Below are 22198 nucleotides of genomic sequence, written 5' to 3'. Positions count from 1 at the left end.
AAAGCACGAGCGGCTTGGACGGCATCGCTGGGTAGTCGAGCGCACGCACGCCTGGTTTGCCGGTTTTGGTAAGCTGCGCATCCGCTTCGAGCGGCGTCTGGACATTCATATCGCCTTGCTCCGCTTGGCCGCCGCCATTATCTGTTCGCGCTTCGTGGACGACTTGTGTTAGCGACTCTTAGTCAAATCGCCCTTCTTGACGGCTGGATTTGCCCCCCGTACTTCCCGGGCACGTCCCTACTCACCAGAGTCAGGTCATCCTGTGTTCAGGCACTTAAACTGAACACGGATAGCACACAACAGTTTAAACTACCACGTCATGTTCTGCCCTTGCTATAGGTTCGCGTATCTGGTATCCAGCTGTTCGGGCTATGCTTACGTATTGCATGGACATTGTTTGGCGGGCCATCTTGGCAACCAACGCATCTCGCTTAAATGATTGCTTGATCACCATACGCTTGAATTACACTACAGACTTGCGTGGATACCTCCTGTGGTGACCAGTCGTTTAAGACACTTTGTCATGGTACCGCCGACTGAAGCCCGGTCACGGGACACTCTGCGGTTTCAGGCCGCACCGCGCACACGTAAGCTTGTAAAGCCTTGAGCTTATCTATTTCTCGCTGGTCGTCGTCAGCGACCCGGAAAACGCGTTCTGCAACCGCTGGGTCGAGGTCTGCGTAGGTGGGGGAACCATTGCCCATTCCGGTGGCGGAGGCAAAGTCGGACACGTCACGGCTACGGGTTGAACAGTTGGCGACCGACACACGCAACCGCTCAGTACCAGCAGCAATAGCATCGCGCAGACGTTGATTTTCATTCTCATGGGCTTGACGCTCCTGACTCAGTTGTGCATCCAGTGTTTCGATCCGGTGGGTCTGAACTTCACGCATAGCGGTCGCTTTCTGTTGCGCGGCCAAGGCTGCGTCTGAAATCGCTTTTATTTGTTCGGCATGCTGCTCATGATCCCGGGCTCGCACAGCTTTTTCCTCAGCCAGCCGCCTACCAGCGATGACCGAGCTCATGCCCCAACCCAACGCAATCCCCACAATAAATAGAGCACTATAGGGTGCGATCCATCTCAGCAAATGCTGCATTGCACTCTCCTTGACCGTAGCAGCTGTGTTCCCCGCCTAAGGCACGTCGACTGCTATCCCACAAAGATTTCTGCTCCTGCCTGTGTACTAAACCTATCCCATGCACTCATGCAGCCGGAACGCTAGACGGGCTGAAAAAGGCAAAAACACTATATACCGAATTTATCTCATCGTCCAAACGAATCATGATTTAAACCGCCATCATTGAAAGAGTTAGCAATGCAGGCATAGCGGCCCTACTTCAGAAACAAGCCATCGAGAAACAATGCACTTGACATCGCTTAATTAAGTGCAATCATGACGTCATCATGGACACGTTGGTGATGCGCACAATGATGCAAAAATCATTGGGCATTGCACTGTCTTGTGAACCGCGCCGGGAATCGTGGAGGCCGGTTGGTTTAAGTTAATACGGGCACGTCAGCGGTATTTCTGAGTTGCCTGTAGTAGTTTGCTTCAGCGGGTGATCCGTACGCTACGGCAGACCATCAATTGGCGTGGCAGGCCGAAAGTGATTCGGTGTGGCAACAGGCCCGAATACCTGATCATGGCGATCAACGAATGGGCCCAGCAGTATGGCATCAGGCTTGACTCCATCCAGCCGGGTAAACCTAAGCACAATGCGTATGTCGAGCGATTCAACCGGACCGTGCGGTACGTACGAATGGCGTCGTTGTACCACTGGGAAAACTTGGACTACGTGCAGCGTTTCGCGACCGACTGGATATGGACTTACAATCACGACCACCTGAACATGGCCCTGGGCCGATTGACGCCAAAGCAGCGGTTGGCCATGGCCGCATAGTTTGCACTTTTGAACCCCATGGAAACAGAGAGATTACCACACGATCAACATAGGAGCACGAAAATCATGACGCCGGAAATCTATCGAGAAAACGGGCAGCCCTTCCTACTGGAAGGAAATGAAGTGGGTGTACTGCTGTCACACGGCTACACCGGCACGACGTCGGGAATGCGGTATCTGGGCGAGTATCTGCACAACAAGGAAGGCTGGACGGTCCACGCGCCGCGGCTCAAAGGGCATGGCGACTCGCCTGCCGCGATGGCTGAAACAACGGCGACCGACTGGATCCGCTCGCTGGAAGACGGGCTGCAGCTGCTCTCCAAGCGGTGTACGACGATTTTCATAGCGGGACTGTCAATGGGCGGTTGCCTCACCTTGTACATGGCCGCACAGTATGCTCAGCAAATCAAGGCCGCCGTGCCGATCAACGCGTGCCTTTATTTCGGAACCCACACGCTGGCTGAGCTGGCATACCAAAAAGATGCGCCGGACTACCTTGTCGGTGTAGGCAATGACGTCAAGGATCCGAATGTTACTGAGGTGGCATACCACGAAATCCCGGTGTCCACGATCAAGGAAATCTACGGCTTGATGAACGTGACACGAGATCTGCTGCCAAAAATCATCTGTCCGACTCTGGTTATGGTTTCCCCGGAAGATCATGTCGTACCGCCAGCGAATGGGCAGGTCATCCTGAATAGCATTAGTTCGACGGACCGACGGCTGTTAGTGCTTCAAAATTCTTTCCACGTCGCGACCATCGACTTTGACAAAGAAGTCATCGCCGAACGTACCCGCTCGTTTTTCTCGGAGCAACTGCGTCGGTTGTAAAAACAGGATCGTCGGCATGTTGTCCTAGCGCGAAAGCAAACGCCGCATCAAGCGGCGCCTCGTATCCAAAAGAGTACATCTGTCGAATACGACAGATCTAGCCAGGCGAGCTATCGCTACAGTTGGTAGATGCGGTATACGGTTGCGTCATGTCACGTCCTGCCGGCGCGGCATGACGCATCACCGGCGGCAACCGCCCCGCTCTACTGCAGCAACGCTAGCGCAGCGCGGAACAGTTCGCTGGACGGATCGGCAAGCTCGTTGATGAGGTTGAAATGATTGCGATTCGGCTGCTGTACCAGTCGTACTGGCAATCCTCTTGCAACCAGCAGTTCGTGAAAATGATAGGTCTGGTGCTTGAAGCCGGCTGTCTCCAGGCCTCCGACCGCCAATACCACCGGCGGTCCGTCGTGCGGCAACCGCAACGCCGGGCTGAGCAACGCCGCTTGCTCCGGATGGAGCCGTAGCCATTCGTTGACGTTGATGTCGCATAACGGCCGGATATCGTAGAGTCCGCTCAGGCCGACGATCCCCTTGATGACATCGGACGAAACTTCGAACGCACGTTGCCAGTCGTCGCCATACAGCATGCCGGCCAGATGCGCTCCCGCCGAGCTACCGCAGACGATGATCCGCTGAACATCGATGCCATATGTTCTACCATGGCGATACAACCATGCGACCGCGCTGCGCACTTCGCGAACGACTTCGGCAAGCGTCGCTTCAGGCAACAGTGTGTATTCAACCATCGCCACTGCCACGCCGTGGCTCGTCAGCGCTTGCGCCATCGAACATGCGTCTTCCTTGCGCTGCGAACGCCAGTATCCACCGTGGACGTAGACGAAGAGCGGCGCGGGCTGGCCGGCCGCGACGGCCGGAAAGATATCGATGCGCTCGGCCTGCCCCATGCCATAGCGTTGGTCGAGTATCGCCGGGCAGGCTTGCCGGGACCGTTCGGCTAGCTGCGCGTATAGACGCATTTGCGCATCGAAGTCGGCCACGGATGCGCGAGCATTGTACTGAACAGCGCGCTCAGCGAGGTCAGAAAACGTCAAGTCAAACGGCATGATATTCCCGCTGTCAGTTCGAAATGATACGCTGCACCGGCTGCCGCGTCGCTAGATGCTTAGGTGCGCACTCAACTTGTCCGCCTGCGCCCGCAGTTGTGCCGAGTCGCCGTGCCAGACCACGCGCCCCTTGGACATCAAGTAGTGATGGTCTGCAATCGCCAGTTGCGACGCGAGGTTCTTGTCGATGCAAAGGATCGCTAATCCGGTCCGCTTCAGTTCAGCAAGGCATCGCCAGATTTCCTCGCGGACCAACGGCGCCAGCCCTTCTGTCGCTTCGTCCAGGATCAGCAGGCGCGGATTGGTGAGCAACGCACGGCCGATGGCAAGCATCTGTTGCTCCCCGCCGGACAGGTTTGAAGCGAGATGACGCTCGCGTTCCTTGAGCCTTGGAAACAGCTGGTAAACACGCTCCAGCGTCCACAGCCCCCCTTGCCGCGGATAGCCGGCGCGTGCTGTCGCGACAAGATTCTCGCGCACCGTCAAGGTCGGGAAGACGTGTCGGCCCTCAGGCACAAGACCGATGCCGGCCCGCGCGATCCGATAGGACGCACTTGAATGCACCGACTTGCCACCAAGCCGGACGACACCCGTGCAATTGTGCAGCAAGCCGGTGATCGACTTGACTGTGGTGGACTTGCCCATCCCGTTACGACCCAGTAGTGTCACGAATTGGCCGTCGTCGACCATCAGATCAACGCCGAACAACGCTTGACTGCGGCCATAAAACGCTACCAGCGATTCGACTTCGAGTAATCGGCCCGTCATACGTGTTCCCTTTTGCCTTGCGGTGCCGTGTCATTACCAAGGTAAGCTTCGCGTACGCGGGGATCAATGCGGATCTCGTCAGCACGCCCCGTAGCGATTGGCTTGCCGTAGACCAATACAGTGATCCTGTCGGCCAGTGCAAAGACCGAGTCCATATCGTGTTCCACCAGCAACATCGCATGACGACCCTTGAGTTCGTGCAGCTGTGCCGTCATGTTCTCTGACTCGGCCTGGCTCATGCCTGCCATGGGCTCATCGAGCAACAGCAGCTTGGGCCGGCCGGCGAGCGCCATCGCCAGCTCCAACTGGCGGTGCTCACCATGCGCCATCTGCGCCGCGCTCACGTGCGCGCGCTGCGCCAACCCAACACGCTCGAGCAGCTCCAGTGCGGGCTCGCGCACGCGGCTCTGGCGCGCGAGCGCGCCCCAGCAGCTGAAGCGCCGCGGCCCGAGCGCATTGACTGCGAGCATGACATTCTGCAGTGCGGTATAGTCCGGGAGCACAGACGTGATCTGGTATGAGCGTGTTAAGCCGAGCCGCGCCCGTTGACTGATGCTTGCCGATGTCACATCGCGGCCGTCAAACTTGATAGTGCCCGCGTCCGGGCGCAACTCGCCGGCCAGTTGCGCGATCAGCGTGCTCTTGCCTGCCCCGTTCGGCCCAATGACCGCATGAATCTCGCCCGGTTCGATCGTCATGCTGAAATGATCGGTCGCGACAAAGCCGCCATAACGCTTGGTCAATCCCGTCACCTGCAACAAACTCATACCTGCTCTCCCGCCGCACGGGGGCTGCGGCTCATGCGTGCACCGAACGACTCGAGCAGTCCTGCCAGCCCGTGGCGATTGACAAGCACCGCCACCACGATCAACGGCCCCATGACGAGCATCCAGTGTTCCGTCACAGCCTTGAGCCCTTCTTCTGCCAACACGATCGCAAACGTGCCGAGCACTGCGCCGATGAACGTGCCAGCGCCGCCGATCACTACCATCACGATCAGGTCACCGGACATTGTCCAGGACAGATACGACGGAGCCACGAATTGGGTCAGGTTCGCGAATAGCATGCCAGCGATGCTCGACAATGCCGCGGCCACGACATAGACAGCCCGTTTGCATTGCGTAATGGGTATGCCAAGCGCCTGCATCCGGCACTCATTGATCCGGATACCGCCCAGTGTCAGGCCCATGGCAGTGTGTAGGAAATGTCTGCCGAACGCGAGCAGCGCCAGCAGCAGGCATGCAGATACAACGTATAGCGTGAGCGGATCAGTCAGCTGCACGGCGCCGAACTGACTGCCGGCAGCCAGCGCGAAGCCGTCATCGCCCCCATACTCGCGAAGACCGACTGCAAGAAAGTAAAACATCTGCGCAAATGCCAGCGTAATCATGATGAATGCGATGCCGCGGGTACGCAACGCGATGGCACCAGTCACCGCAGCTACCAGTGCACTGACCGCGACCGCGCAAAGCAAGTGCAGCCAGCCGCTGCTCACGCCGTGTTGCGCGAGCATCCCGGTGGCATAAGCGCCCAGCCCAAAGAACAGCGCGTGTCCAAAACTCACAAGACCGCCGACGCCCAATATCAGATCCAGCGACATGGCGGCGATGGCGAGAATCGCGATGCGCGTGACCAACGTCAATAAGAACGGCTGCTGGGTTGCCTGTGCGTAGAGCGGCACCGCGATCAACACGGCCATGACCAACCATGACATCTTGCCGGCGAGCGTCGCGCGCGCGGCTGGCTCGTGGCTGCTCAATGTTGAACGCGCCGTACGGCGCGCGGCTAATGGGATCGACATGATCATCCGCCTGTTCAATATTTGACCGGAAAAAGCCCTTGTGGACGCCACGCGAGCACGGCCGCCATCAGGATATAGATCAGCATCGATGCGAGCGCAGGCCCGGCGCTGTCGGCGGCGCTGCGCTCCAGCAGCTCGCGCAGCGCTACCGGCAGCAGCGTACGGCCGAGCGTGTCCACCACACCGACGATCAGTGCCGCATAGAAAGCACCGCGGATCGATCCGATCCCGCCGATGACGATGACCACCATCGTCAGGATCAGAACGGGCTCGCCCATGCCAGACTGCACGGACAAGATCGGGCCGGCAAGCAACCCTGCAACGCCCGCTAACGCAGCGGCAACGCCGAACAACAACGCATTGAGTAATCCCATGTTGACGCCTAGTGCGGTAACGATGTCACGATGTGTCGCGCCCGCACGAATCAGCATGCCTATGCGGGTGCGATGAATGACGACGTAGCAGCCTAGGGCAATGCCAATACCGGCGACCACGATGAGCAGCCGATAGGCAGGGTAGTTGATGCCGAATACGTCGATGGCGCCGGACAGCGAGGGCGGCACTTCCATATAGTAGGGAGAAGGACCCCACAAAGTGCGGGCCAGCTCATTGAAGAACAAGATCAGCCCGAACGTGGCAAGCACCTGATCGAGGTGGTTGCGTGCATAGAGGCGGCGGAATATTCCCGCTTCCAGCGCGATGCCCACGACCATCATGGCGGGAACGACAGCCAGCGTCGCCAACATGAACGAACTTGTCAGGTTGTACACCAGCGCGCCGACAAAAGCGCCTATCATGTAAAGCGAGCCGTGCGCCAAGTTGACGAAGTTTGCAATACCGAACACAAGCGTGAGGCCGGCCGCCATCAGGAACAATAGGATGCCGAGCTGCAGGCCATTGAGGCACTGCATGATCGCCAACGTCAGGTTCATCGTGGCATCCGTTCAGTTCATTTTGCACTGCTGCAAGACCGGCGTGCGGGACTTTGGCACGATCAGGTTCTTGCTCTCAAATGCGGCACCGGCGGCAGTGCGCACGACGTCGACGCGATAGAAGCCGGCACGGGGAAATTGATTGGATTCCAGGTTGAAGGCGCCCCGCACCGATTGAAACTGCGCGGTGCGCAGTGCGACACGTAGCGCATCGCGATCTGCCACGTTGCCCTTGACGGCCGACAGCGCTGCATCGAGTAGATTTGCCGCATCATATGACTGCGCTGCGTACATGGATGGCTTGCGCCCGTACTTGGACTCGAACGACGAGGCAAATTGCGCGTTCTGGGCGTTCTTCAAATCAGGCGCATACGGTGCGACGGTAATCGCGCCGACTGCGATCTCTTTGAGCGCTGGCAATGTCGTGCCATCGATCGTCGAGACCGAAATCAACGGGATCTTGCCCAGCAAACCGGCCTGCCGATACTGCTTGACGAAGTTCACGCCCATGCCCCCCGGATAGAACACATAGACGGCGTCCGGACGCGCAGCCTGCAACTGAGCCAATTCGGCCGAGTAATCAGGCTGGTTGACCTGCGTGTACACCTCATTGACGATCGTGCCGTGGTAATCGCGTTTGAAGCCCGTGATCGCGTCACGTCCCGCCTGGTAGTTTGGGGCCATCACATAGACGCGCTTATAGCCCAAGTCCTGCACCAATTGCCCCCCTGCCTCATGCAGTTCATCGTTATTCCACGAGGTCGAGAAAAACAGCGGCGAGCATCCCGGACCAGCAAGCTGCGTGGGGCCGGCATTGGAACCGATCAGGAACACGCCGGCGCTGGTCACCGGTTTGTGGATTGCCATCATCACGTTGGAGAACGTCACGCCAGTGATGATTTTCACCCCATCACGATTGATCAGTTGTCGTGCTTCCTGGAGCGCGACATCCGGTTTGAGCTGGTCGTCCTTGCGCAGCACTTGGACCGGTACACCGCCCAGCTTGCCGCCTTTTTGCTCGACAGCCAGCATGAATGCATCGTATTGGTCCTGGCCGAGCGCGCCGGCTGGGCCCGACAATGTCGCGAGGAAACCGATTTTCAGCGGCCCCGGCTCGACCGCTTGCACGGGCATTGAATACAGTACGGCAGCGGCCAGCGCAATCAGCATGTGAGCGCCGCGGCACCACGGCGAGGAGTGATCGACTCGGTCGGTCATGCGTGGGTCTCCTGACGAGGCTGTTATATCGATTCAGCAGACGGAACGGCGGCCCGCTCCCGGTAGGTCGCCGCATCGTCGCAGCGACCTGCTCGAGCCGCGCGTCAGGTCTAAGAATCAGATCAGTGCAGCCAGTCTAAGCGGCGTTGAGCATAAACAATAATAACCTTTTCAGGATGCGCTATTCCCTATCGTTATAGCGATCTATCCGCCGTTGAGCACGCCGTGAACTAGGGCCGCACTTTCACGAAGGCAGGCGATGAAGCGCATGCATGCAGGGCTAATTTTCTTGTTGGCCCGGACCGAAAACCCCACGGCGCCAAAGTCCGCCGCCTCGGTGATCTTGACAACCGCCAACAAACCCGCATCGACGAACTGACGCGCGGCAGCGCGCGGCATTAGCGCCGCGCAGGGGCGCTCGAGCAACAGGCCGAGATTGGTCAGCATTGACAGCGACTCGACGCGATCAGCCGGCATCGGCAAGCCGGCGTCATAGAACAGCCGTTCAGCTCGCAAGCGGACTGGAGAATCGCCAAGTGGCACGATCCACGGCAAGTGCATTAAGTCAGCAAGGCTCGGTTGTGCGGACAGGCCTGCCGCATGCTTGGCACCGACCACCACGCACATCGATTCCTCGAACAGGACCTCGTGTTGCAGCGGGAATGCATTGGCAAGCGGCAGCTCGCGCTCGGGCAGGCGGCCGACCACGATATCCAGGTCGCCGGTCGCCAGCGCCGGGAACAACTGCGCAGTTGCCCCCTCGCGCACCGTGACCAGCATGTCCGGCGCCTGCTCCTTCAATTTGCAGATCGCCACCGGCAGCAGCCGGGCCGACGCTGATATCAGCGTGCCGACGATCACGTGCCCGGCCGTACCGCTTTGCAGCGTATTGACCTCATCGGTTAGGTAGCGCAGTTCGGTGATCATCGATTTAGCGCGACGGCCCAGCAGCCGACCCAGTTCCGTCGGCACGACGCCGCGGTTCGTGCGCTCGAACAGGGCCTCGCCGAAGAATGCCTCCAACTCCTGGATGGACTTGGTCAACGCCGGCTGCGTCATGCTCAACTCATTGGCAGCGCGCAGCAGTGACCCACTGTCGATGACCTTGGCAATCAGGATCAACTGCTGCAACTTGAGTTTGCGCGACAGTGAAACGTGCGTGAGCTTATGGGTGCGCGGTAAGGGTTGGCGTACGTTTTCATTCATCGTGAAGTCCCGTCGATCCTCCATATCCATATATCGGCCCAAGTGAGGGCACGGCCCTTGTCCGGATCCCGTAGCGTAACGCAGAAATGCACGATCCCAATCATCGACGTACAGCGTGAGCCTTCCCGCAGTGTGTGCCGTCGATCCGACCCATCGGCTGATATTACCGTTTGGACTATAACGGCCTTGAATTTTCATTATTTTTTGTGCACCGGCCCCTAGATTGGGCGAGCCTTTCCGACACATCCATCGGTCTGCGTGGGTGCCGGCGGGCATCTACCTGTCAGCCCCGCTGATGCAAGTGGGCATTGATCGAAGGGATCGTGCAGCAGGGAGTACGAGGCCTGTCTCACTGGCGCGTTCGCTACGACTGAGGCTAAGCTAAGCTCAAGTCTTAGCACGGACGCACCTGCTATCCGGGGCCATCGCCGCTACCGCTACGGGGGGTTTAACTTGTTTCGACAGTGCAGTATTATACGAATCATATACAAAACATATATTCAAACAGGTCACCGATGGGCATCGTCAAAATCTCCGAACAGATGCACAAGTCGCTGCGCTACGCAAGCGGCGCGCTGAGCCGCTCAATCAACGCGCAGGCTGAACATTGGCTGCGCATCGGGATGCTCGCGGAATTGAACCCAACGCTCGACTACACCGGACTATGCCGGCTGTTAATGCAGGCCGAGGCGGCGGGCACGCCTTGGCATACTGCCGGCTTGGACAACGACGTCAGCAAGGCAGCATGATGCGGCGCGCTGCCCGAGTCCCACTCCGTTCGCGCGCCGAAATTGCGATGGCCCGTCGTGCCGGCATGCTGGCCGCGGACGTCTTGCAGATGATTGGCCCTTACGTCAAGCCCGGCGTGAGCACCGACGAACTCGACCGGCTGTGCCATGACTATATCGTCAACGTGCAACGAGCGACGCCGGCCAACGTTGGCTATCACAGTTATCCGAAGACGATCTGCGCGTCGGTGAACCACGTGGTGTGCCACGGCATTCCATCATCGCGCCCGTTGCAGGACGGCGACATTCTGAACATCGACGTCGCCGTGATCAAGGACGGCTGGTATGGCGATACGAGCCGCATGTACTTTGTCGGCGAGCCAGACGATGCGGCACGGCGACTAGTGTGCACTGCGTACGAAGCGATGATGGCGGGCATTGCCGCTGTGCGTCCGGGCGCCACGCTCGGCGATGTCGGCCATGCGATCCAGCGCGTCGGGCAACGCGAAGGCTTCGGTATCGTACGTGAGTATTGCGGCCACGGGATCGGACGCGTCTATCACGACGAGCCGCAGGTGCTCCACTATGGACGCCCGAGAACCGGCCTCGAACTGAAGCCCGGCATGATTTTTACGATCGAGCCAATGTTCAACGCCGGGTCGGCTGGCACGCGGCAACTGGCGGACGGCTGGACAGTCGTGACGCAGGATGGCTCGTGGTCCGCGCAGTGGGAACATATGGTCGTGGTGACGGAGACCGGCGCGGAGGTACTCACACCGTGGCCCGAGGCGCATGGTGCCATGCCGCAGCCGTTCGGCCTGTGCGATGCCGTGCCCCACCCCACCTAACACTGACCTTGCCAACGTTACGTCAGCACTTTGACGAGCTTGGTCGGCACCGCCGCCGGACTGTTGCATCGGTGGCGCGACTCGCTTCCCCTGCGTCGCCGCTGGGTCCAGTGCCACCGACGTCGGTATCGATCAGGATGTTACCGCCACACCAGCCAGCACCGTCTCCAGCCGGTCCAGGTCTTCGTCCGTGTGCGCAGCCGACAACGAGATCCGCAACCGGGACGTGCCAGGCGGAACCGTCGGCGGCCGGATGGCCGGCACCCACAGACCCGCGTCGTCCAACGTCGCCGCGTCACTCGCGCCTACCATCGCATCCAGGGTCTCGGTATCACAATGCGGATAGATCTGCACGCACGCGCGGGATAGCCGCGTGCCGTCGATCAGCGAAGCATGGTTCAGCGCATCGGAGACCCAGCAGGTGAGCCCCCCGCTGCCGGCACCATAGCGTCGTGCGCCGTCGCCCAACACCTAGATCAACGCTGGATGCGCAGCAAGTCCCAGGTAGCCGTTACTCGCAAAACCCACGATGCGTCGCCCGTCCACGCTCATCCGCGCGCTGCACGCACTGTCGGCAATGCGCCGATGCCAGCGCAAGTGGTTTGCATCGAGCGCCGACAAGCCGCGCCCAAGCGATTCGAGCAGCTTCATGCGAGTGTTTCTGGAGATCATTGCCGTGATTTGGCGATCCATTGGATCGGGGCCGATTCCTGGCTCGTCGCGCCAAGCCGGTCGATCAGCTCGCGGTCCTGATGGGGAGCCGGATTGGGCGTGGTCAACAGTTTCTCGCCGATGAACACTGAGCCGGCGCCAGCAAACAGACACAGCGCCTGAAGCTCGTCGCTCATGTGCTCACGCCCGGCCGAGAGCCGTATCACGGACGCCGGCATCACGATGCGGGCCACCGCGATCGTGCGCACGAACTCCAACCCGTCGACGTCGCGCTCGTGCGCGAGCCGCGTGCCTTCGATCCGCATTAGGGAATTGACCGGCACCGACTCCGGGTGTGCTGGCAAATTGGCCAATGTCTGCAACATGCCGACTCGATCCTCGCGCGACTCCCCCATGCCGACAATGCCGCCGCAGCAAACCTTCAGGCCCGCGTTGCGCACGTGCTCAAGTGTGTCAAACCGCTCCTGCAACGTACGCGTGGTGATCACGGATGGATAGTATTCGGGACTCGTGTCAATGTTGTGGTTGTAGTAGTCCAGGCCGGAGTCGGCTAGGCGCTGCGCTTGTGCGTCGGTCAGCATGCCGAGCGTCACGCAGGTTTCCAGCCCCAGCGCCTTCACGCCCTCCACCATTGCGCAGACCCGCTCCAGGTCGCGCTCGCGCGGGCTGCGCCATGCGGCCCCCATGCAAAAGCGCTGCACGCCGGCGGCCTTGGCCTGCGCAGCGGCCTGCAACACCGCGTCCACGCTCATCAATGCGGTCGCTTTCAGGTCGGTCTCGGCGTGGACCGATTGACTACAGTAGCCGCAGTCCTCCGGGCATCCACCCGTCTTGATGGACAACAATTGCGAAATTTGCAGGCCGCGGCCGGCATGATAACGTCGCTGCACGGTATGCGCGCGATATAGCAGGTCATCGAATGGCAAATCGAACAACGCCGTAATTTGCTCGCGCGTCCAGTCGTGCCGGATTGGCGCTGCGTCGTCGCCGGACAAACTGGAGGAATGAGCCGACGATTCTGTTGGCCTAATCGACATATGCAGATACTCCTATGCGGATGGGATCCAAACGACCCGGCGGCTACGGGTAGATGTGACACGCGCCGCTGGCGCGCCACGGCCGCAGTGGTCTCGACCACTCAGCTTATTTAATAGATAATCTACCGACTTCCCAAGCTCACGCCGATTGCGTCCTGGATGTTATAACGAAATTGGCGTCAGTTTACCTACTCATGAAAATAGATAATCTATGAAATGGACATTGGGCGCCTAAGCGATACCCGCACGCCGAGCTTGGTCGAGCATATTGTCGACCGGTTGCGCGAGCGTATTGTCAGCGGGGAGTTAGCCGGCGGTACCGCGCTTCGACAGGACCACATCGCCAAGGAATTTGGGGCGAGCCATGTACCTGTGCGCGAAGCGTTTCAACGGCTGCAGGCAATCGGACTGGTAACGATTCTGCACAGACGCGGCGTGCGCGTCACCGCATTGGATCGTGCCGCCATCAAGGAAGCCGTTGACATGCGGGCGGTGCTCGAGCCGCTTGCGCTGCGCCACGCCATGCCACACTTGCGCGCCGAACATTTCGAGGCGCTTGAAAGTGCCCACGCCGCGTGCGACGCTGCCAATTCGCTTGCGTCGTGGGATGCAGCCAACCGTGCGTTCCACCATGCGCTGGTGCGCCATTGCGCGATGCCCCGCCTGCTGGCGACACTGGACGTGCTGCAATTGACCAGTTCGCGCTTCGTACTCGCCGTCGGCCGGGCGCGCGGCTGGCAATCGCGCTCGAACCACGATCATCAACTGATCATCGACGCGTTGAAAGGCCATGATCTCGAGCGCGCCGCTCAATTACTGTCACGCCACATCAGCACCATGGAGCGCGTCGGATTTCCGGTCAGTTAGCGCGGTGATATCCGTCGCGCCACCGACCATGACTGTTGATCACCGACGGCTTTCGTCGCGCAATGGGAGCTCAGCGAGATCAACTTGGCACTGAAACTAGCACTGTCGCGGCTCACCTACGAGTTGAACGCGCTGACCGACCGTATAGCAGGCATGCACTGACCAGGATACGCGCGAGCCTCGTGCGCCGCATAATAGCGCGCCGGTTCGCGCTTTGCAGCGCGGTGCGGCCTGCCTGTCCGCCACAAACGGAGCACGAGGGTAGTTCACTTCTGGGTCCCCGCTTCGGCAAATGGCAGTTCGTGTTGCACCGGCGCGCGCGCCAAGCGCTGCGCGTGCGCCGGTCGCAGCGCACTGACCCGCACACCGAGCAGCCTAAGCCGCTTGTCCAGTGGCACGCGCTTCAGACATTCGGTGGCGGCGCGCCGAATCAAGGCCGCATCCGCGGTGGGCTCCGGTAAGCTGACATCGCGCGTAACGGTGCAGAAATCCGCATAGCGCAGCTTCAGCCCGACCGTGCGTCCGACATAGCCCTTGCGCGTCAAGTCTTGCGCCACGCGCACGCACAGGTCCGTGAAGATCGCCGAGAGCGCGGCGCGGTCGTGGCGCACGTGCATATCACGCTCGAACGTGGTTTCGCGGCTCATCGATTTCGGCTCCGACGTGACTTGCACCGGCCGCTCATCGATGCCGTGGGCGACGTCGGCCAGCCAGGCGGCATAACTGTGGCCGAAATGCGCTTGCAGCAGTCCGGGATCGGCCTTCGCTAAATCGCCGACCGTGGCGATGCCCAGCGAAACAAGTTTCTCGCCCGCCTTCGGGCCGATACCGTTGATCTTGCGCACCGGCAGTGGCCAGATCCGCGTCGGCAGGTCCGCGATGGACAGAATTGTCATGCCGTCCGGCTTGTCCAACTCCGAGCCGATCTTTGCGAGCAGCTTGTTCGGCGCAACGCAGATCGAGCACGTGAGACCGGTCGCGTCGCACACCGCCTGCTTGATGCGCATCGCCAGCGCTCGCGTGTCGCCGGGCAACGCGGTCAAATCAATGTAGATCTCATCGATCCCGCGATCCTGGATTTGGTCAGTGAAAGTCGCCACTGCGGCCTTGAACAGCCGTGAATAATGGCGATACAAGTCGAAGTCAGTGGGCAGCAAGATGGCGTCGGGCGCGAGCTGCGCGGCCTTCATCATGCCCATTGCGGAAAACACGCCGAGCGCGCGCGCCTCATACGTGGACGTGGTGACCACACCACGTCCAGCGTAATCGCGCAAGCGGGCAAACCGGCGCGTGCCGTCCGGCAGCGTCTGCGGCGCCGCCTTCCGGCCACCACCGATCACCACCGCCTTACCGCGCAGCTCGGGATAGCGCAACAACTCGACGGATGCGTAAAAGGCATCCATGTCGAGATGGGCGATCCGGCGCGTCGGAACCATGGTAATTGGAATGGCAGCTGTGCGATGCTAAACGGCGATAGTATACCTGTATATTTATACAGATATACAACGGGAGCGTATACGCTTCCTAGGCAGCGCACTGGCCGTCGGTGCCGGCAAGCCGGGACCCGCTTCGGTCAGCGTGAATGCATCGTCGTCGCTCACACTGATCTTCAGCCTCGGGTTGAACTACGCGCACTGGTCATTGACCGTGTCGGTGTCGTACATGCCGCTGACAACCTATGCGAGCACGACGATTAAAGCGGCGGACGGCACCACGCTGGCAATGGCGTGAGGCGCGCATTGATTGCATCCCAATCCTCCGTGGTTACGTTGCGCGCCGGCCCGTCGCCGTCTCCTGCTGTGCGCACCGAGATCGAGCGTATACGATGGCTCGGTTGCGCGGGCCGCAACAGCGGCATGCTCAGACCTTCGCCCACACCTCCGACTGACCCGGCACGTCGCCTTGCGTCCACCACTTTGCGCGATACGTCACGCCGTGGTACTTGACGGTCATGCCGGTTGTATAGATTTGCGAGCTGGACCATTGCGCACTTGGCGCCGGTTTACCACCATTTGAGCCACCACCATATGACGGATCCTGCGTCACGCCAGTGCCCCAGTGCCCCTTCAATTGCCGGAACACCTGCGTGAATGCATACGGTGGCTGCGAGACGCCGGAACAACTGGGTGATGCGCCACCGCCATTACTCGCGCAAGCCTTATCCCGGCCGATCGACCAGTTGCTGAGCAGTCCGATACCCTCCGAGCGAGCCTTGTCGAGCAGCGCCTTTGCGTCTGCCAGCGAGAACGTCTCGCCTTGCACGTCGTTCTTGCCGATCATCGGCGTCACGCCGATCATTTGCCACAATTGGGCGTCGGTCTTCGGGCTGCCCGCCGCCTTGTACGCCGCATCTAACTGCGCGTAGACCGACGTGGCAGCCCGCTTCGCCGCCGCGCCCATGTCAATTGTGCCATTGCCATAATCCATTGCCATGATGTTGACCGTGTCCAGCGTCACACCATTGTCCAGCGCTGCGTTGAGTACGCGCAAGCCATCGGCGGTAAGCCCCGATGGCATCACCGGGAGTGTCAACGTCACATGCAGTGTCTTGCCGTTGGTGTGCATCGTGTGCTGCAGTTGCCGTACCGCCCGGAAATTGCGCGTCAGCGCCGCGCTGTCCGTTTGCGCCGCGCCTTCGATATCGAAATCGATATGCGTCAACGAATACGTATCGATCACCGTCTGATATGCCGCGACCAATGCTGATGCGCTGCTACATGCCTGCATCAACGGCATGCCAGCTTGGCCGCCGAACGAAATCGACACCTCACCGCCCTTGGCTCGATAATTGTTGATTGACTTAGCGATGGAAGTCAGCAAATCTGACGTCTGGCCGCGTCCAATCGGCTGCACGCCGCCCCACGACGGCACGCATTGGTTGCCGCCGGACAACACGAACGCCATCGTGAACTGCTGGATCCCTTGCTGCACGCCGATCTCGTCCAGCGAGGGCGTGGGCCATGCCGTCATGTCGACATAAGGCGCATACACGCCTTCGCCGAACGCCTGCCCGCAGAGACCAACGCTCATGGCTGACAGGGCTATCGCTTTCAACAGGTGCTTTTTCATTGTTTCTCCTGATCGATGAAGAGAACGGTGATCACCACAGGCACGCTGGCTGCATCGCTATTAACACTCGACAATACAGATCTGTCTGTTCGTGATAGTCGCTATGAACAACGTACGAATTGATTCTCGTGGCGTTTAGAACAAAGCTGAAGATCAGGTTCGGGAGTCGACACGTTATTGCGCCACTGCGGCGGGCCGAAGCAGACTGTTGCGTCGCGCCGTCCACGAACGTTGCCGGATCATGAGCGAAAGTGGGCATTGATGCATCGCAGGCGCGAGCCGGCATCGCACCTGGCGAAGGCATGAGAACGAACAGTCATGCGGCAGACCTCTGACGCCCGCGCTGTCGCGCCGTCACCTGCAACTGAAGCGATCTACCGGGACTTCCCGCTCCCCAGCAGTCAATTGGAACACGTGCTCGACACCACGTCGTCGTCCGAGTTGGACGTCGTGGGCGAGGTAGGTTCGGACGTTGGGGTGGCATGTCTGCTATGAGTATTGGATTCTGGACAGCAGCTAGCCCAGTAACCGGTTATGGATTAGGCGCTGGTGCGGACGCCATACTTAATGGCATATCTTCAGGAGCGGAAGGTGTGCCTGGCGCTCCCGGAGAAATGCGCGGCCGTTCTGATAGAAGACGGCCGCTCCCACGACCGCAACAAGCGCCGCTTGAACCGGCTGCGCGCTCAAGAAGCGCAGGCTCGATGCAACAGGCGTCAAGCGCAACCTGAACAGCAGGTTCGGACCGTGCAGCGCCTTACCAAACGAGCGCGCTTTTTATATTTTTATAAATAGCGCTGTGCGCCAGCCCACACGCCGCGCACCACGCCGGCCGCGGGGACCGCTCGCGCCATTGCAGCAGCCTGCCCCGCCCACACCTGCATTCGGTGATAGTCGCGCGCCACTGCGCCGGCCTTTTTCATCGATGCGGTAAGCGCGCGCTGTACCGGATACGGTGCCGGATGCGGAGCATCCGGCGCCGCCGCTGCAAGCACGTAATCGGTCGCCACCGAACGGCCGAGGCGGCCGGTAAACACGCGCGTCGGTACGGTGTCCTCCGGCTCCAATCCGTCCAGCGCGTCCGCCCATGCGGAGTTCAGCGCCGCCTCCGGGCAACGCAGGAAGGCAGTACCGATTTGCACCGCGCTCGCGCCGAGAATCAGCGCGGCCGCCAACGTGCGGCCATCGCCGATACCGCCGGCGGCGATCAACGGTACGCGAATATGGTCAGCCAGGCGAGGCAACAGCGCAAACAGGCCAACGGCCTGCCGTTCCGCCCGGGCCGCATCGAACGCGCCACGGTGACCACCCGCCTCGAAGCCTTGCGCAATGATCGCATCGGCTCCCGCTGCCTGTGCCTCGCGGGCTTCGTCCAGCGTCGTGACCGTCGCGAACCAGGCAATGCCGTGGTCCTTCAAGCGCTTCACGTACGCGGGCGGAAATACCCCCATAATCGAGGTGACGACATCCGGCCGCGCCTCGATCAGCGCGTCGCATTGCGCGGCGAAATCCAATGGCACCGCCTCGCCTGCTGACTCGGGCACGCCAGGCCCCCACTGCGCCAGGAATGCGCGCACGCGCTGCTCGTTGTGCCGGTCGCGTTCAGGCGGCGGATCGGGAATCCATAGATTCAATTGGAAGCGCCCGGTGCTGCCGCGGCGAAACGCGTCGGCCCATTGCACAATACCTTCCGGTGGCGTCAGCAGTGCCCCCATGGCACCCATGCCGCCTGCATTGGCCACGGCAATCGACAATGCCGGCGGGCACGCGCCGGCCATTGGCGCCAGCAGGATCGGCGCCGACAGTCCAAATTGGCTACAGAACGCGGCCGCACGGCTTCGAGCATCGCCGGTGTTTGGTGAAGAAGGCAAAGGGTTCATGGTGGTCTCCTGGTGGCGGATCGTACCAATGCCTGGCCAGATCGGTGCGTCCGGCAGCACGGACGCCGGAAGGGCATGTTCGTAGCATACGGCCTCAGCCGCCGGCGACCCAATGAAAATGCAAGATGCAACCCTCGCCAAAACAGATCCGTCGTATCGACTAAGGTGAAATCGGGCGGCGACCACGCCGCGCCCGAGAAGATCGTAAATGGCACCTCATTGCATTTCCATCAAGTTACCGATCGCATACCGCGTTGGCACGCAGCGACGTAGTCAACGCCATCGGCATACTTACAGACATCCTCCTGTATCGAGAATCCGTGCTTCGATATGATCGAGCCGAGACATCGATGACCCGCTACACGAGTGGCTTCGCAATGATCGCTGTCTACACCGTGATTGACGCCATCGGCGTGCGGCTCGCCGGCGACGCCGCGGACTATAGCGTCTGGATGTTTATGTTCTTCTGGTTGATGCCTGCGCTTTTTATCGCAATGCGCCGGCGCTCGCCGTTCGATGCTCCCTGCCCGACATCGGCACGTCGATGCTCGGCGGCGCAGGCGCTTTACTCGCCGGCGCGTGGGCCGACGGCATCCGAATCCATTGCATCAGGGCTTGGCGTCGGCGCCCACGGTACCTCATTGCCGAACGGGGGTACGCCGCGCGAAGCAGCCGGTTCCGGCGACGACGGGCCGGGCGACGTGGCCGGCCTGCCGGCTGCGCCGCCAGAGCCGACCGACGCCGCTGCACCCGGCGCCCCAGAGGCCGCCGCCGGCGACGCAGCAGTCGCGACGGGTACCTCGGATGTCGAACCCGGCGTCGATGTCGGCGGCACGCTGGCCGACACGGCCGACGAGGCCGACGCGACGGATGCCGCCGATGATACCGGCGCGCCCGCCGGCAGCCCCATGTTCGCACCGTCCACGGCGACGCCACTCGCCGGCGTCGGCACGACAACCTCACCCGCTGACGGCTCTATCCGTCGTGGCACCCGGCGCGGCGGCGCTGGGGGCTCGGCCTGGTGCGTCGCAGGAAACACTTGCGCGAGCCAGGCACGAATCTGCGCGAGCGTGCGCTGCAAGATACCGGGCGGCGGCTCGCTCGCGAACCGCAGGCGCGGATCGATCAGCCGCGCGCGCAGCGCACGTCGATAAAAATCGCCAACGATCGGCAACGCACTGTGCGCGCCCTGTCCCCAGTCATCGCTGCGCAGCGTCACACGGCTGTCATTGAAGCCAACCCATGCGCCGGCGACCAACTGCGGGTGCATCAAGATGAACCAGCCATCCGCGTTGTCTTGCGTCGTGCCCGTCTTGCCGGCTACGTCCGCGCGAATGCCGAAGCGGGTGCGGATCGCGATACCAGTACCCCGATCGATCACGCCCCGCATCACATCGAGCAACGTCCATGCAACGTCGGCAGGCAGCACCTGCTTGCCTGCATCCGGCGCGAATTGCGCCAGCACGTTGCCATCCCGGTCCTCGATACGAGTGACCATCATCGGCCGCACATAGCGACCGCCATCGGCGATGGTACTGTATGCGGACACCATTTCCTTGAGCGTGACGGGACTCGTGCCGAGTGCCAGCGACGGCACAGGGTTCAGCATGCTGTCTCGCACGCCCATCGCCTGGGCAAGCTTGGCCACCTTCGCGGGCCCGACCGATTGCATCAATTGAGCAGTGATACGATTGCGCGAGTACGCCAGCGCGTCGCGCAGCGTCATGGGCTGTCCACTGGGCGGGACGTCGTCGGCGGGACGCCAGATTTCGCCTCCCTCCAGCGCGATCGACACTGGCTGGTCGACGATCGTATCGTCGGCACGGGCGCCCTGCTCGAACGCGGCGGCATAGACGAACGGCTTAAACGTTGAGCCGGGTTGCCGCCGCGCCTGTTGCACGTGGTCGAATGGATCCTTGTTGAAATCGCGGCTGCCCACCCATGCTTTGATTGCGCCATCGCGCGGATCGAGTGCGACAAAGTCCGCCTGTACACGTGTTTTCTCGTCACACAGCGCCTGCATGAAACCGCGATCGGCCCGCAGCCGCTTCAGCGCCTGCGGGCTCGTCAACCCCGCGTCGAGCGCCGCCCGGTAATCCGGTGTGTCGCGCACGAAAGTCTGTACGAAATCGTGACTGCCCACGCACGCCGAAGCGGTCGACCAAGCAGCGTTGGCAATGGCTTGTAATTGATTGCCGTGCAGCACGACGGATTGCATGGCTATCGCCTGCAGCCGCGAATCGATGGTTGTGCGCACGACCAAGCCGTCGGAGTAGATATTGTAGTCGTGGCGATCCGCCCACGCGATCAGCCATTTGCGTAATTGCTGCGCAAAATGGGGGGCGGGGCCAGGCGGCTCGACCTGCCGCTCAAAATCCAGCCGCAACGGCCGGCGCGCAAGCGATTCGTACGCCTGCGGCGCCAACTTGCCGTACTTGGCCATCTGCGCGAGCACCGTGTTACGCCGCTGCAACGCGCGCTCCGGGTTGATGACCGGGTTGTAGTAGCTGTTGCCCTTGAGCATGCCGACCAGCGTCGCACTTTGCAACACATCCAATTCACTGGCTGGCTTGTCGAAATAGGTGCGGGCCGCCATCTCGATCCCATACGCGTTGTATAGGAACGGGACGGTGTTCAGATAGGTTTCCAAGATCTCGGCTTTTGTGTACACGGCCTCGATCTTCAAGGCGGTAATCGCCTCCTTGATTTTGCGCGTGAGCGTGGGCGCCCGCCCGATTTCATCTGGGTACAGGTTGCGGGCCAGCTGCTGCGTGAGGGTCGAGCCGCCTTGCCGGTCGCCGGAAAACGTCTGTGCGGCCGCCGCTGCCGTGCGTCGCCAATCCAAGCCATGATGCTGATAGAACCGATGGTCCTCCGTCGCAACCAACGCATCGAGTACGTGCGGCGAGATGTCGGACAAAGCGACCCATTCACGATTGGACGGCTTGAACTGAGCCAGTAACTTGCCGTCCGCGGACAACACCTGCGCCGGTTGCTCGACCTTTGCCTTGCGGATATCGCCGATGCCGGGCGTGAACGGCACCAGGATCAGCACGTAAGCAGGCACCACCGCGGCCACCCAGGCCAGGTCGCGCCGGCCCGGATGCCGCGCACGCCGCCAGAATCTCGTAGCGAGCGGCCCCATGCGGGCCAGCAGGGCGGCGCAACCCGCGCGCAGCGGGGCAATGTCCGTGCGTCTCACAGTCGGCTACCGTTCGATGAAAGACTGAATCGTACCAAAATAGGCGGCAATCGCACGTCGGCTCGGATGCTGCATGTACCAGGGGCACGCCTTGTCACCGGTCCCGCCGATTGACCACTGACTTACCGCCAATTTGCTTACCGCCAACTTGCCGCTGATCCACCGCCGAC

20 protein-coding genes and 2 pseudogenes are annotated in these 22198 nt (G+C 61.1%); 8 read left to right on the top strand and 14 right to left on the bottom strand.

Features of this window, described 5'->3' with window-relative positions:
• Positions 1-172, top strand: a 172-nt coding sequence (locus KQH55_RS06070; RefSeq protein WP_373566368.1) for a transposase, incomplete at its 5' end; no start/stop codon positions are given.
• A 349-nt stretch (positions 173-521) separates the two neighbouring features.
• On the opposite strand, the gene KQH55_RS06065 is transcribed toward KQH55_RS06070, so the two are convergent.
• The gene (locus tag KQH55_RS06065; protein ID WP_076795133.1) at positions 522-1097 is read right to left on the bottom strand and encodes a lysis system i-spanin subunit Rz; all 576 of its coding nucleotides are present in this window, start codon (positions 1095-1097) and stop codon (positions 522-524) included.
• A 547-nt stretch (positions 1098-1644) separates the two neighbouring features.
• On the opposite strand from KQH55_RS06065, the gene KQH55_RS06060 reads away from it, so the two are divergent.
• Together KQH55_RS06060 and KQH55_RS06055 are read left to right on the top strand one after the other, a co-directional pair.
• Complete coding sequence (locus KQH55_RS06060; RefSeq protein WP_170872391.1) at positions 1645-1902, top strand: integrase core domain-containing protein; 258 nt, start codon at positions 1645-1647, stop codon at positions 1900-1902.
• Positions 1903-1920: 18 nt separating this feature from the next.
• Positions 1921-2733, top strand: coding sequence for a carboxylesterase (locus KQH55_RS06055; protein WP_083703660.1), 813 nt, complete (start codon positions 1921-1923; stop codon positions 2731-2733).
• Between the two features lie 203 nt (positions 2734-2936).
• On the opposite strand, the gene KQH55_RS06050 is transcribed toward KQH55_RS06055, so the two are convergent.
• The 7 genes from KQH55_RS06050 to KQH55_RS06020 all read right to left on the bottom strand — a co-directional run bounded on the left by KQH55_RS06050 (position 2937) and on the right by KQH55_RS06020 (position 9725).
• A complete protein-coding gene (locus KQH55_RS06050; RefSeq protein WP_076795128.1) occupies positions 2937-3800 on the bottom strand; it encodes an alpha/beta hydrolase in 864 nt (287 codons plus the stop codon).
• A gap of 51 nt (positions 3801-3851) precedes the next feature.
• Positions 3852-4568, bottom strand: coding sequence for an ABC transporter ATP-binding protein (locus KQH55_RS06045; RefSeq protein ID WP_076795125.1), 717 nt, complete (start codon positions 4566-4568; stop codon positions 3852-3854).
• A complete protein-coding gene (locus KQH55_RS06040) occupies positions 4565-5335 on the bottom strand; it encodes an ABC transporter ATP-binding protein (protein ID WP_076795122.1) in 771 nt (256 codons plus the stop codon). Before KQH55_RS06040 ends, KQH55_RS06045 begins: the two co-directional genes overlap by 4 nt.
• A complete protein-coding gene (locus KQH55_RS06035; protein WP_235090382.1) occupies positions 5332-6369 on the bottom strand; it encodes a branched-chain amino acid ABC transporter permease in 1038 nt (345 codons plus the stop codon). Before KQH55_RS06035 ends, KQH55_RS06040 begins: the two co-directional genes overlap by 4 nt.
• Before the next feature lie 14 nt (positions 6370-6383).
• On the bottom strand, positions 6384-7301 hold the full coding sequence (locus tag KQH55_RS06030; RefSeq protein ID WP_076795120.1) for a branched-chain amino acid ABC transporter permease: 918 nt from the start codon (positions 7299-7301) through the stop codon (positions 6384-6386).
• A gap of 12 nt (positions 7302-7313) precedes the next feature.
• Positions 7314-8519, bottom strand: coding sequence for an ABC transporter substrate-binding protein (locus KQH55_RS06025; RefSeq protein WP_373566365.1), 1206 nt, complete (start codon positions 8517-8519; stop codon positions 7314-7316).
• A gap of 204 nt (positions 8520-8723) precedes the next feature.
• Positions 8724-9725, bottom strand: coding sequence for a LysR substrate-binding domain-containing protein (locus tag KQH55_RS06020; protein WP_235090381.1), 1002 nt, complete (start codon positions 9723-9725; stop codon positions 8724-8726).
• 515 nt (positions 9726-10240) lie between these two features.
• On the opposite strand from KQH55_RS06020, the gene KQH55_RS06015 reads away from it, so the two are divergent.
• The gene (locus KQH55_RS06015; protein WP_076784879.1) at positions 10241-10474 is read left to right on the top strand and encodes a ParD-like family protein; all 234 of its coding nucleotides are present in this window, start codon (positions 10241-10243) and stop codon (positions 10472-10474) included.
• Entirely contained in the window at positions 10474-11301 is an 828-nt protein-coding gene (map, locus tag KQH55_RS06010; RefSeq protein WP_076797188.1) for a type I methionyl aminopeptidase, read from the top strand. Before KQH55_RS06015 ends, map begins: the two co-directional genes overlap by 1 nt.
• 285 nt (positions 11302-11586) lie before the next feature.
• On the opposite strand, the pseudogene KQH55_RS06005 reads toward map, so the two are convergent.
• Both KQH55_RS06005 and bioB read right to left on the bottom strand, forming a co-directional pair.
• Positions 11587-11952, bottom strand: a pseudogene (locus tag KQH55_RS06005) (8-amino-7-oxononanoate synthase); the annotation flags it as partial.
• Between the two features lie 17 nt (positions 11953-11969).
• Complete coding sequence (gene bioB / locus KQH55_RS06000) at positions 11970-13010, bottom strand: biotin synthase BioB (protein ID WP_083705945.1); 1041 nt, start codon at positions 13008-13010, stop codon at positions 11970-11972.
• A 216-nt stretch (positions 13011-13226) separates the two neighbouring features.
• Here bioB and KQH55_RS05995 point away from each other — a divergent pair, with 216 nt between their 5' ends.
• Positions 13227-13877, top strand: coding sequence for a GntR family transcriptional regulator (locus tag KQH55_RS05995; protein ID WP_076784880.1), 651 nt, complete (start codon positions 13227-13229; stop codon positions 13875-13877).
• A gap of 266 nt (positions 13878-14143) precedes the next feature.
• On the opposite strand, the gene dinB is transcribed toward KQH55_RS05995, so the two are convergent.
• A complete protein-coding gene (gene dinB / locus KQH55_RS05990; RefSeq protein ID WP_076795104.1) occupies positions 14144-15313 on the bottom strand; it encodes a DNA polymerase IV in 1170 nt (389 codons plus the stop codon).
• An 88-nt stretch (positions 15314-15401) separates the two neighbouring features.
• Between dinB and KQH55_RS05985 the strand changes: the two are divergent.
• Positions 15402-15599: pseudogene (locus KQH55_RS05985) on the top strand (OmpW family protein); the annotation flags it as partial.
• Positions 15600-15737: 138 nt separating this feature from the next.
• Here KQH55_RS05985 and KQH55_RS05980 read toward each other — a convergent pair.
• Entirely contained in the window at positions 15738-16907 is a 1170-nt protein-coding gene (locus tag KQH55_RS05980; protein ID WP_286137342.1) for a chitinase, read from the bottom strand.
• A gap of 357 nt (positions 16908-17264) precedes the next feature.
• Between KQH55_RS05980 and KQH55_RS05975 the strand changes: the two genes are divergently transcribed.
• On the top strand, positions 17265-17441 hold the full coding sequence (locus tag KQH55_RS05975; protein ID WP_170872389.1) for a hypothetical protein: 177 nt from the start codon (positions 17265-17267) through the stop codon (positions 17439-17441).
• Between the two features lie 290 nt (positions 17442-17731).
• Here KQH55_RS05975 and KQH55_RS05970 read toward each other — a convergent pair whose 3' ends face one another.
• Both KQH55_RS05970 and KQH55_RS05960 read right to left on the bottom strand, forming a co-directional pair.
• Entirely contained in the window at positions 17732-18826 is a 1095-nt protein-coding gene (locus KQH55_RS05970; RefSeq protein ID WP_235090380.1) for a nitronate monooxygenase family protein, read from the bottom strand.
• 565 nt (positions 18827-19391) lie between these two features.
• On the bottom strand, positions 19392-22028 hold the full coding sequence (locus KQH55_RS05960; RefSeq protein WP_373566364.1) for a transglycosylase domain-containing protein: 2637 nt from the start codon (positions 22026-22028) through the stop codon (positions 19392-19394).
• Positions 22029-22198 lie beyond the last annotated feature (170 nt).

It is taken from the genome of Mycetohabitans sp. B3 (genome assembly GCF_021498065.1).
In the GTDB taxonomy this organism is placed as follows: Bacteria; Pseudomonadota; Gammaproteobacteria; order Burkholderiales; family Burkholderiaceae; genus Mycetohabitans.
Note: the sequence above shows the minus strand (reverse complement) of the source record. Positions and strands in the feature narration are given on the sequence as shown.

Bases quoted from the DNA above. Each gene is read 5' to 3' on its own strand.
- KQH55_RS06065 (WP_076795133.1), bottom strand. From the start codon at position 1,097: ATGCAGCATTTGCTGAGATGGATCGCACCCTATAGTGCTCTATTTATT.
- KQH55_RS06060 (WP_170872391.1), top strand. From the start codon at position 1,645: ATGGCGATCAACGAATGGGCCCAGCAGTATGGCATCAGGCTTGACTCC.
- KQH55_RS06055 (WP_083703660.1), top strand. From the start codon at position 1,921: ATGGAAACAGAGAGATTACCACACGATCAACATAGGAGCACGAAAATC.
- KQH55_RS06050 (WP_076795128.1), bottom strand. From the start codon at position 3,800: ATGCCGTTTGACTTGACGTTTTCTGACCTCGCTGAGCGCGCTGTTCAG.
- KQH55_RS06045 (WP_076795125.1), bottom strand. From the start codon at position 4,568: ATGACGGGCCGATTACTCGAAGTCGAATCGCTGGTAGCGTTTTATGGC.
- KQH55_RS06040 (WP_076795122.1), bottom strand. From the start codon at position 5,335: ATGAGTTTGTTGCAGGTGACGGGATTGACCAAGCGTTATGGCGGCTTT.
- KQH55_RS06035 (WP_235090382.1), bottom strand. From the start codon at position 6,369: ATGTCGATCCCATTAGCCGCGCGCCGTACGGCGCGTTCAACATTGAGC.
- KQH55_RS06030 (WP_076795120.1), bottom strand. From the start codon at position 7,301: ATGAACCTGACGTTGGCGATCATGCAGTGCCTCAATGGCCTGCAGCTC.
- KQH55_RS06025 (WP_373566365.1), bottom strand. From the start codon at position 8,519: ATGACCGACCGAGTCGATCACTCCTCGCCGTGGTGCCGCGGCGCTCAC.
- KQH55_RS06020 (WP_235090381.1), bottom strand. From the start codon at position 9,725: ATGAATGAAAACGTACGCCAACCCTTACCGCGCACCCATAAGCTCACG.
- KQH55_RS06015 (WP_076784879.1), top strand. From the start codon at position 10,241: ATGGGCATCGTCAAAATCTCCGAACAGATGCACAAGTCGCTGCGCTAC.
- map (WP_076797188.1), top strand. From the start codon at position 10,474: ATGCGGCGCGCTGCCCGAGTCCCACTCCGTTCGCGCGCCGAAATTGCG.
- bioB (WP_083705945.1), bottom strand. From the start codon at position 13,010: ATGTCGATTAGGCCAACAGAATCGTCGGCTCATTCCTCCAGTTTGTCC.
- KQH55_RS05995 (WP_076784880.1), top strand. From the start codon at position 13,227: ATGGACATTGGGCGCCTAAGCGATACCCGCACGCCGAGCTTGGTCGAG.
- dinB (WP_076795104.1), bottom strand. From the start codon at position 15,313: ATGGTTCCGACGCGCCGGATCGCCCATCTCGACATGGATGCCTTTTAC.
- KQH55_RS05980 (WP_286137342.1), bottom strand. From the start codon at position 16,907: ATGAGCGTTGGTCTCTGCGGGCAGGCGTTCGGCGAAGGCGTGTATGCG.
- KQH55_RS05975 (WP_170872389.1), top strand. From the start codon at position 17,265: ATGCGGCAGACCTCTGACGCCCGCGCTGTCGCGCCGTCACCTGCAACT.
- KQH55_RS05970 (WP_235090380.1), bottom strand. From the start codon at position 18,826: ATGAACCCTTTGCCTTCTTCACCAAACACCGGCGATGCTCGAAGCCGT.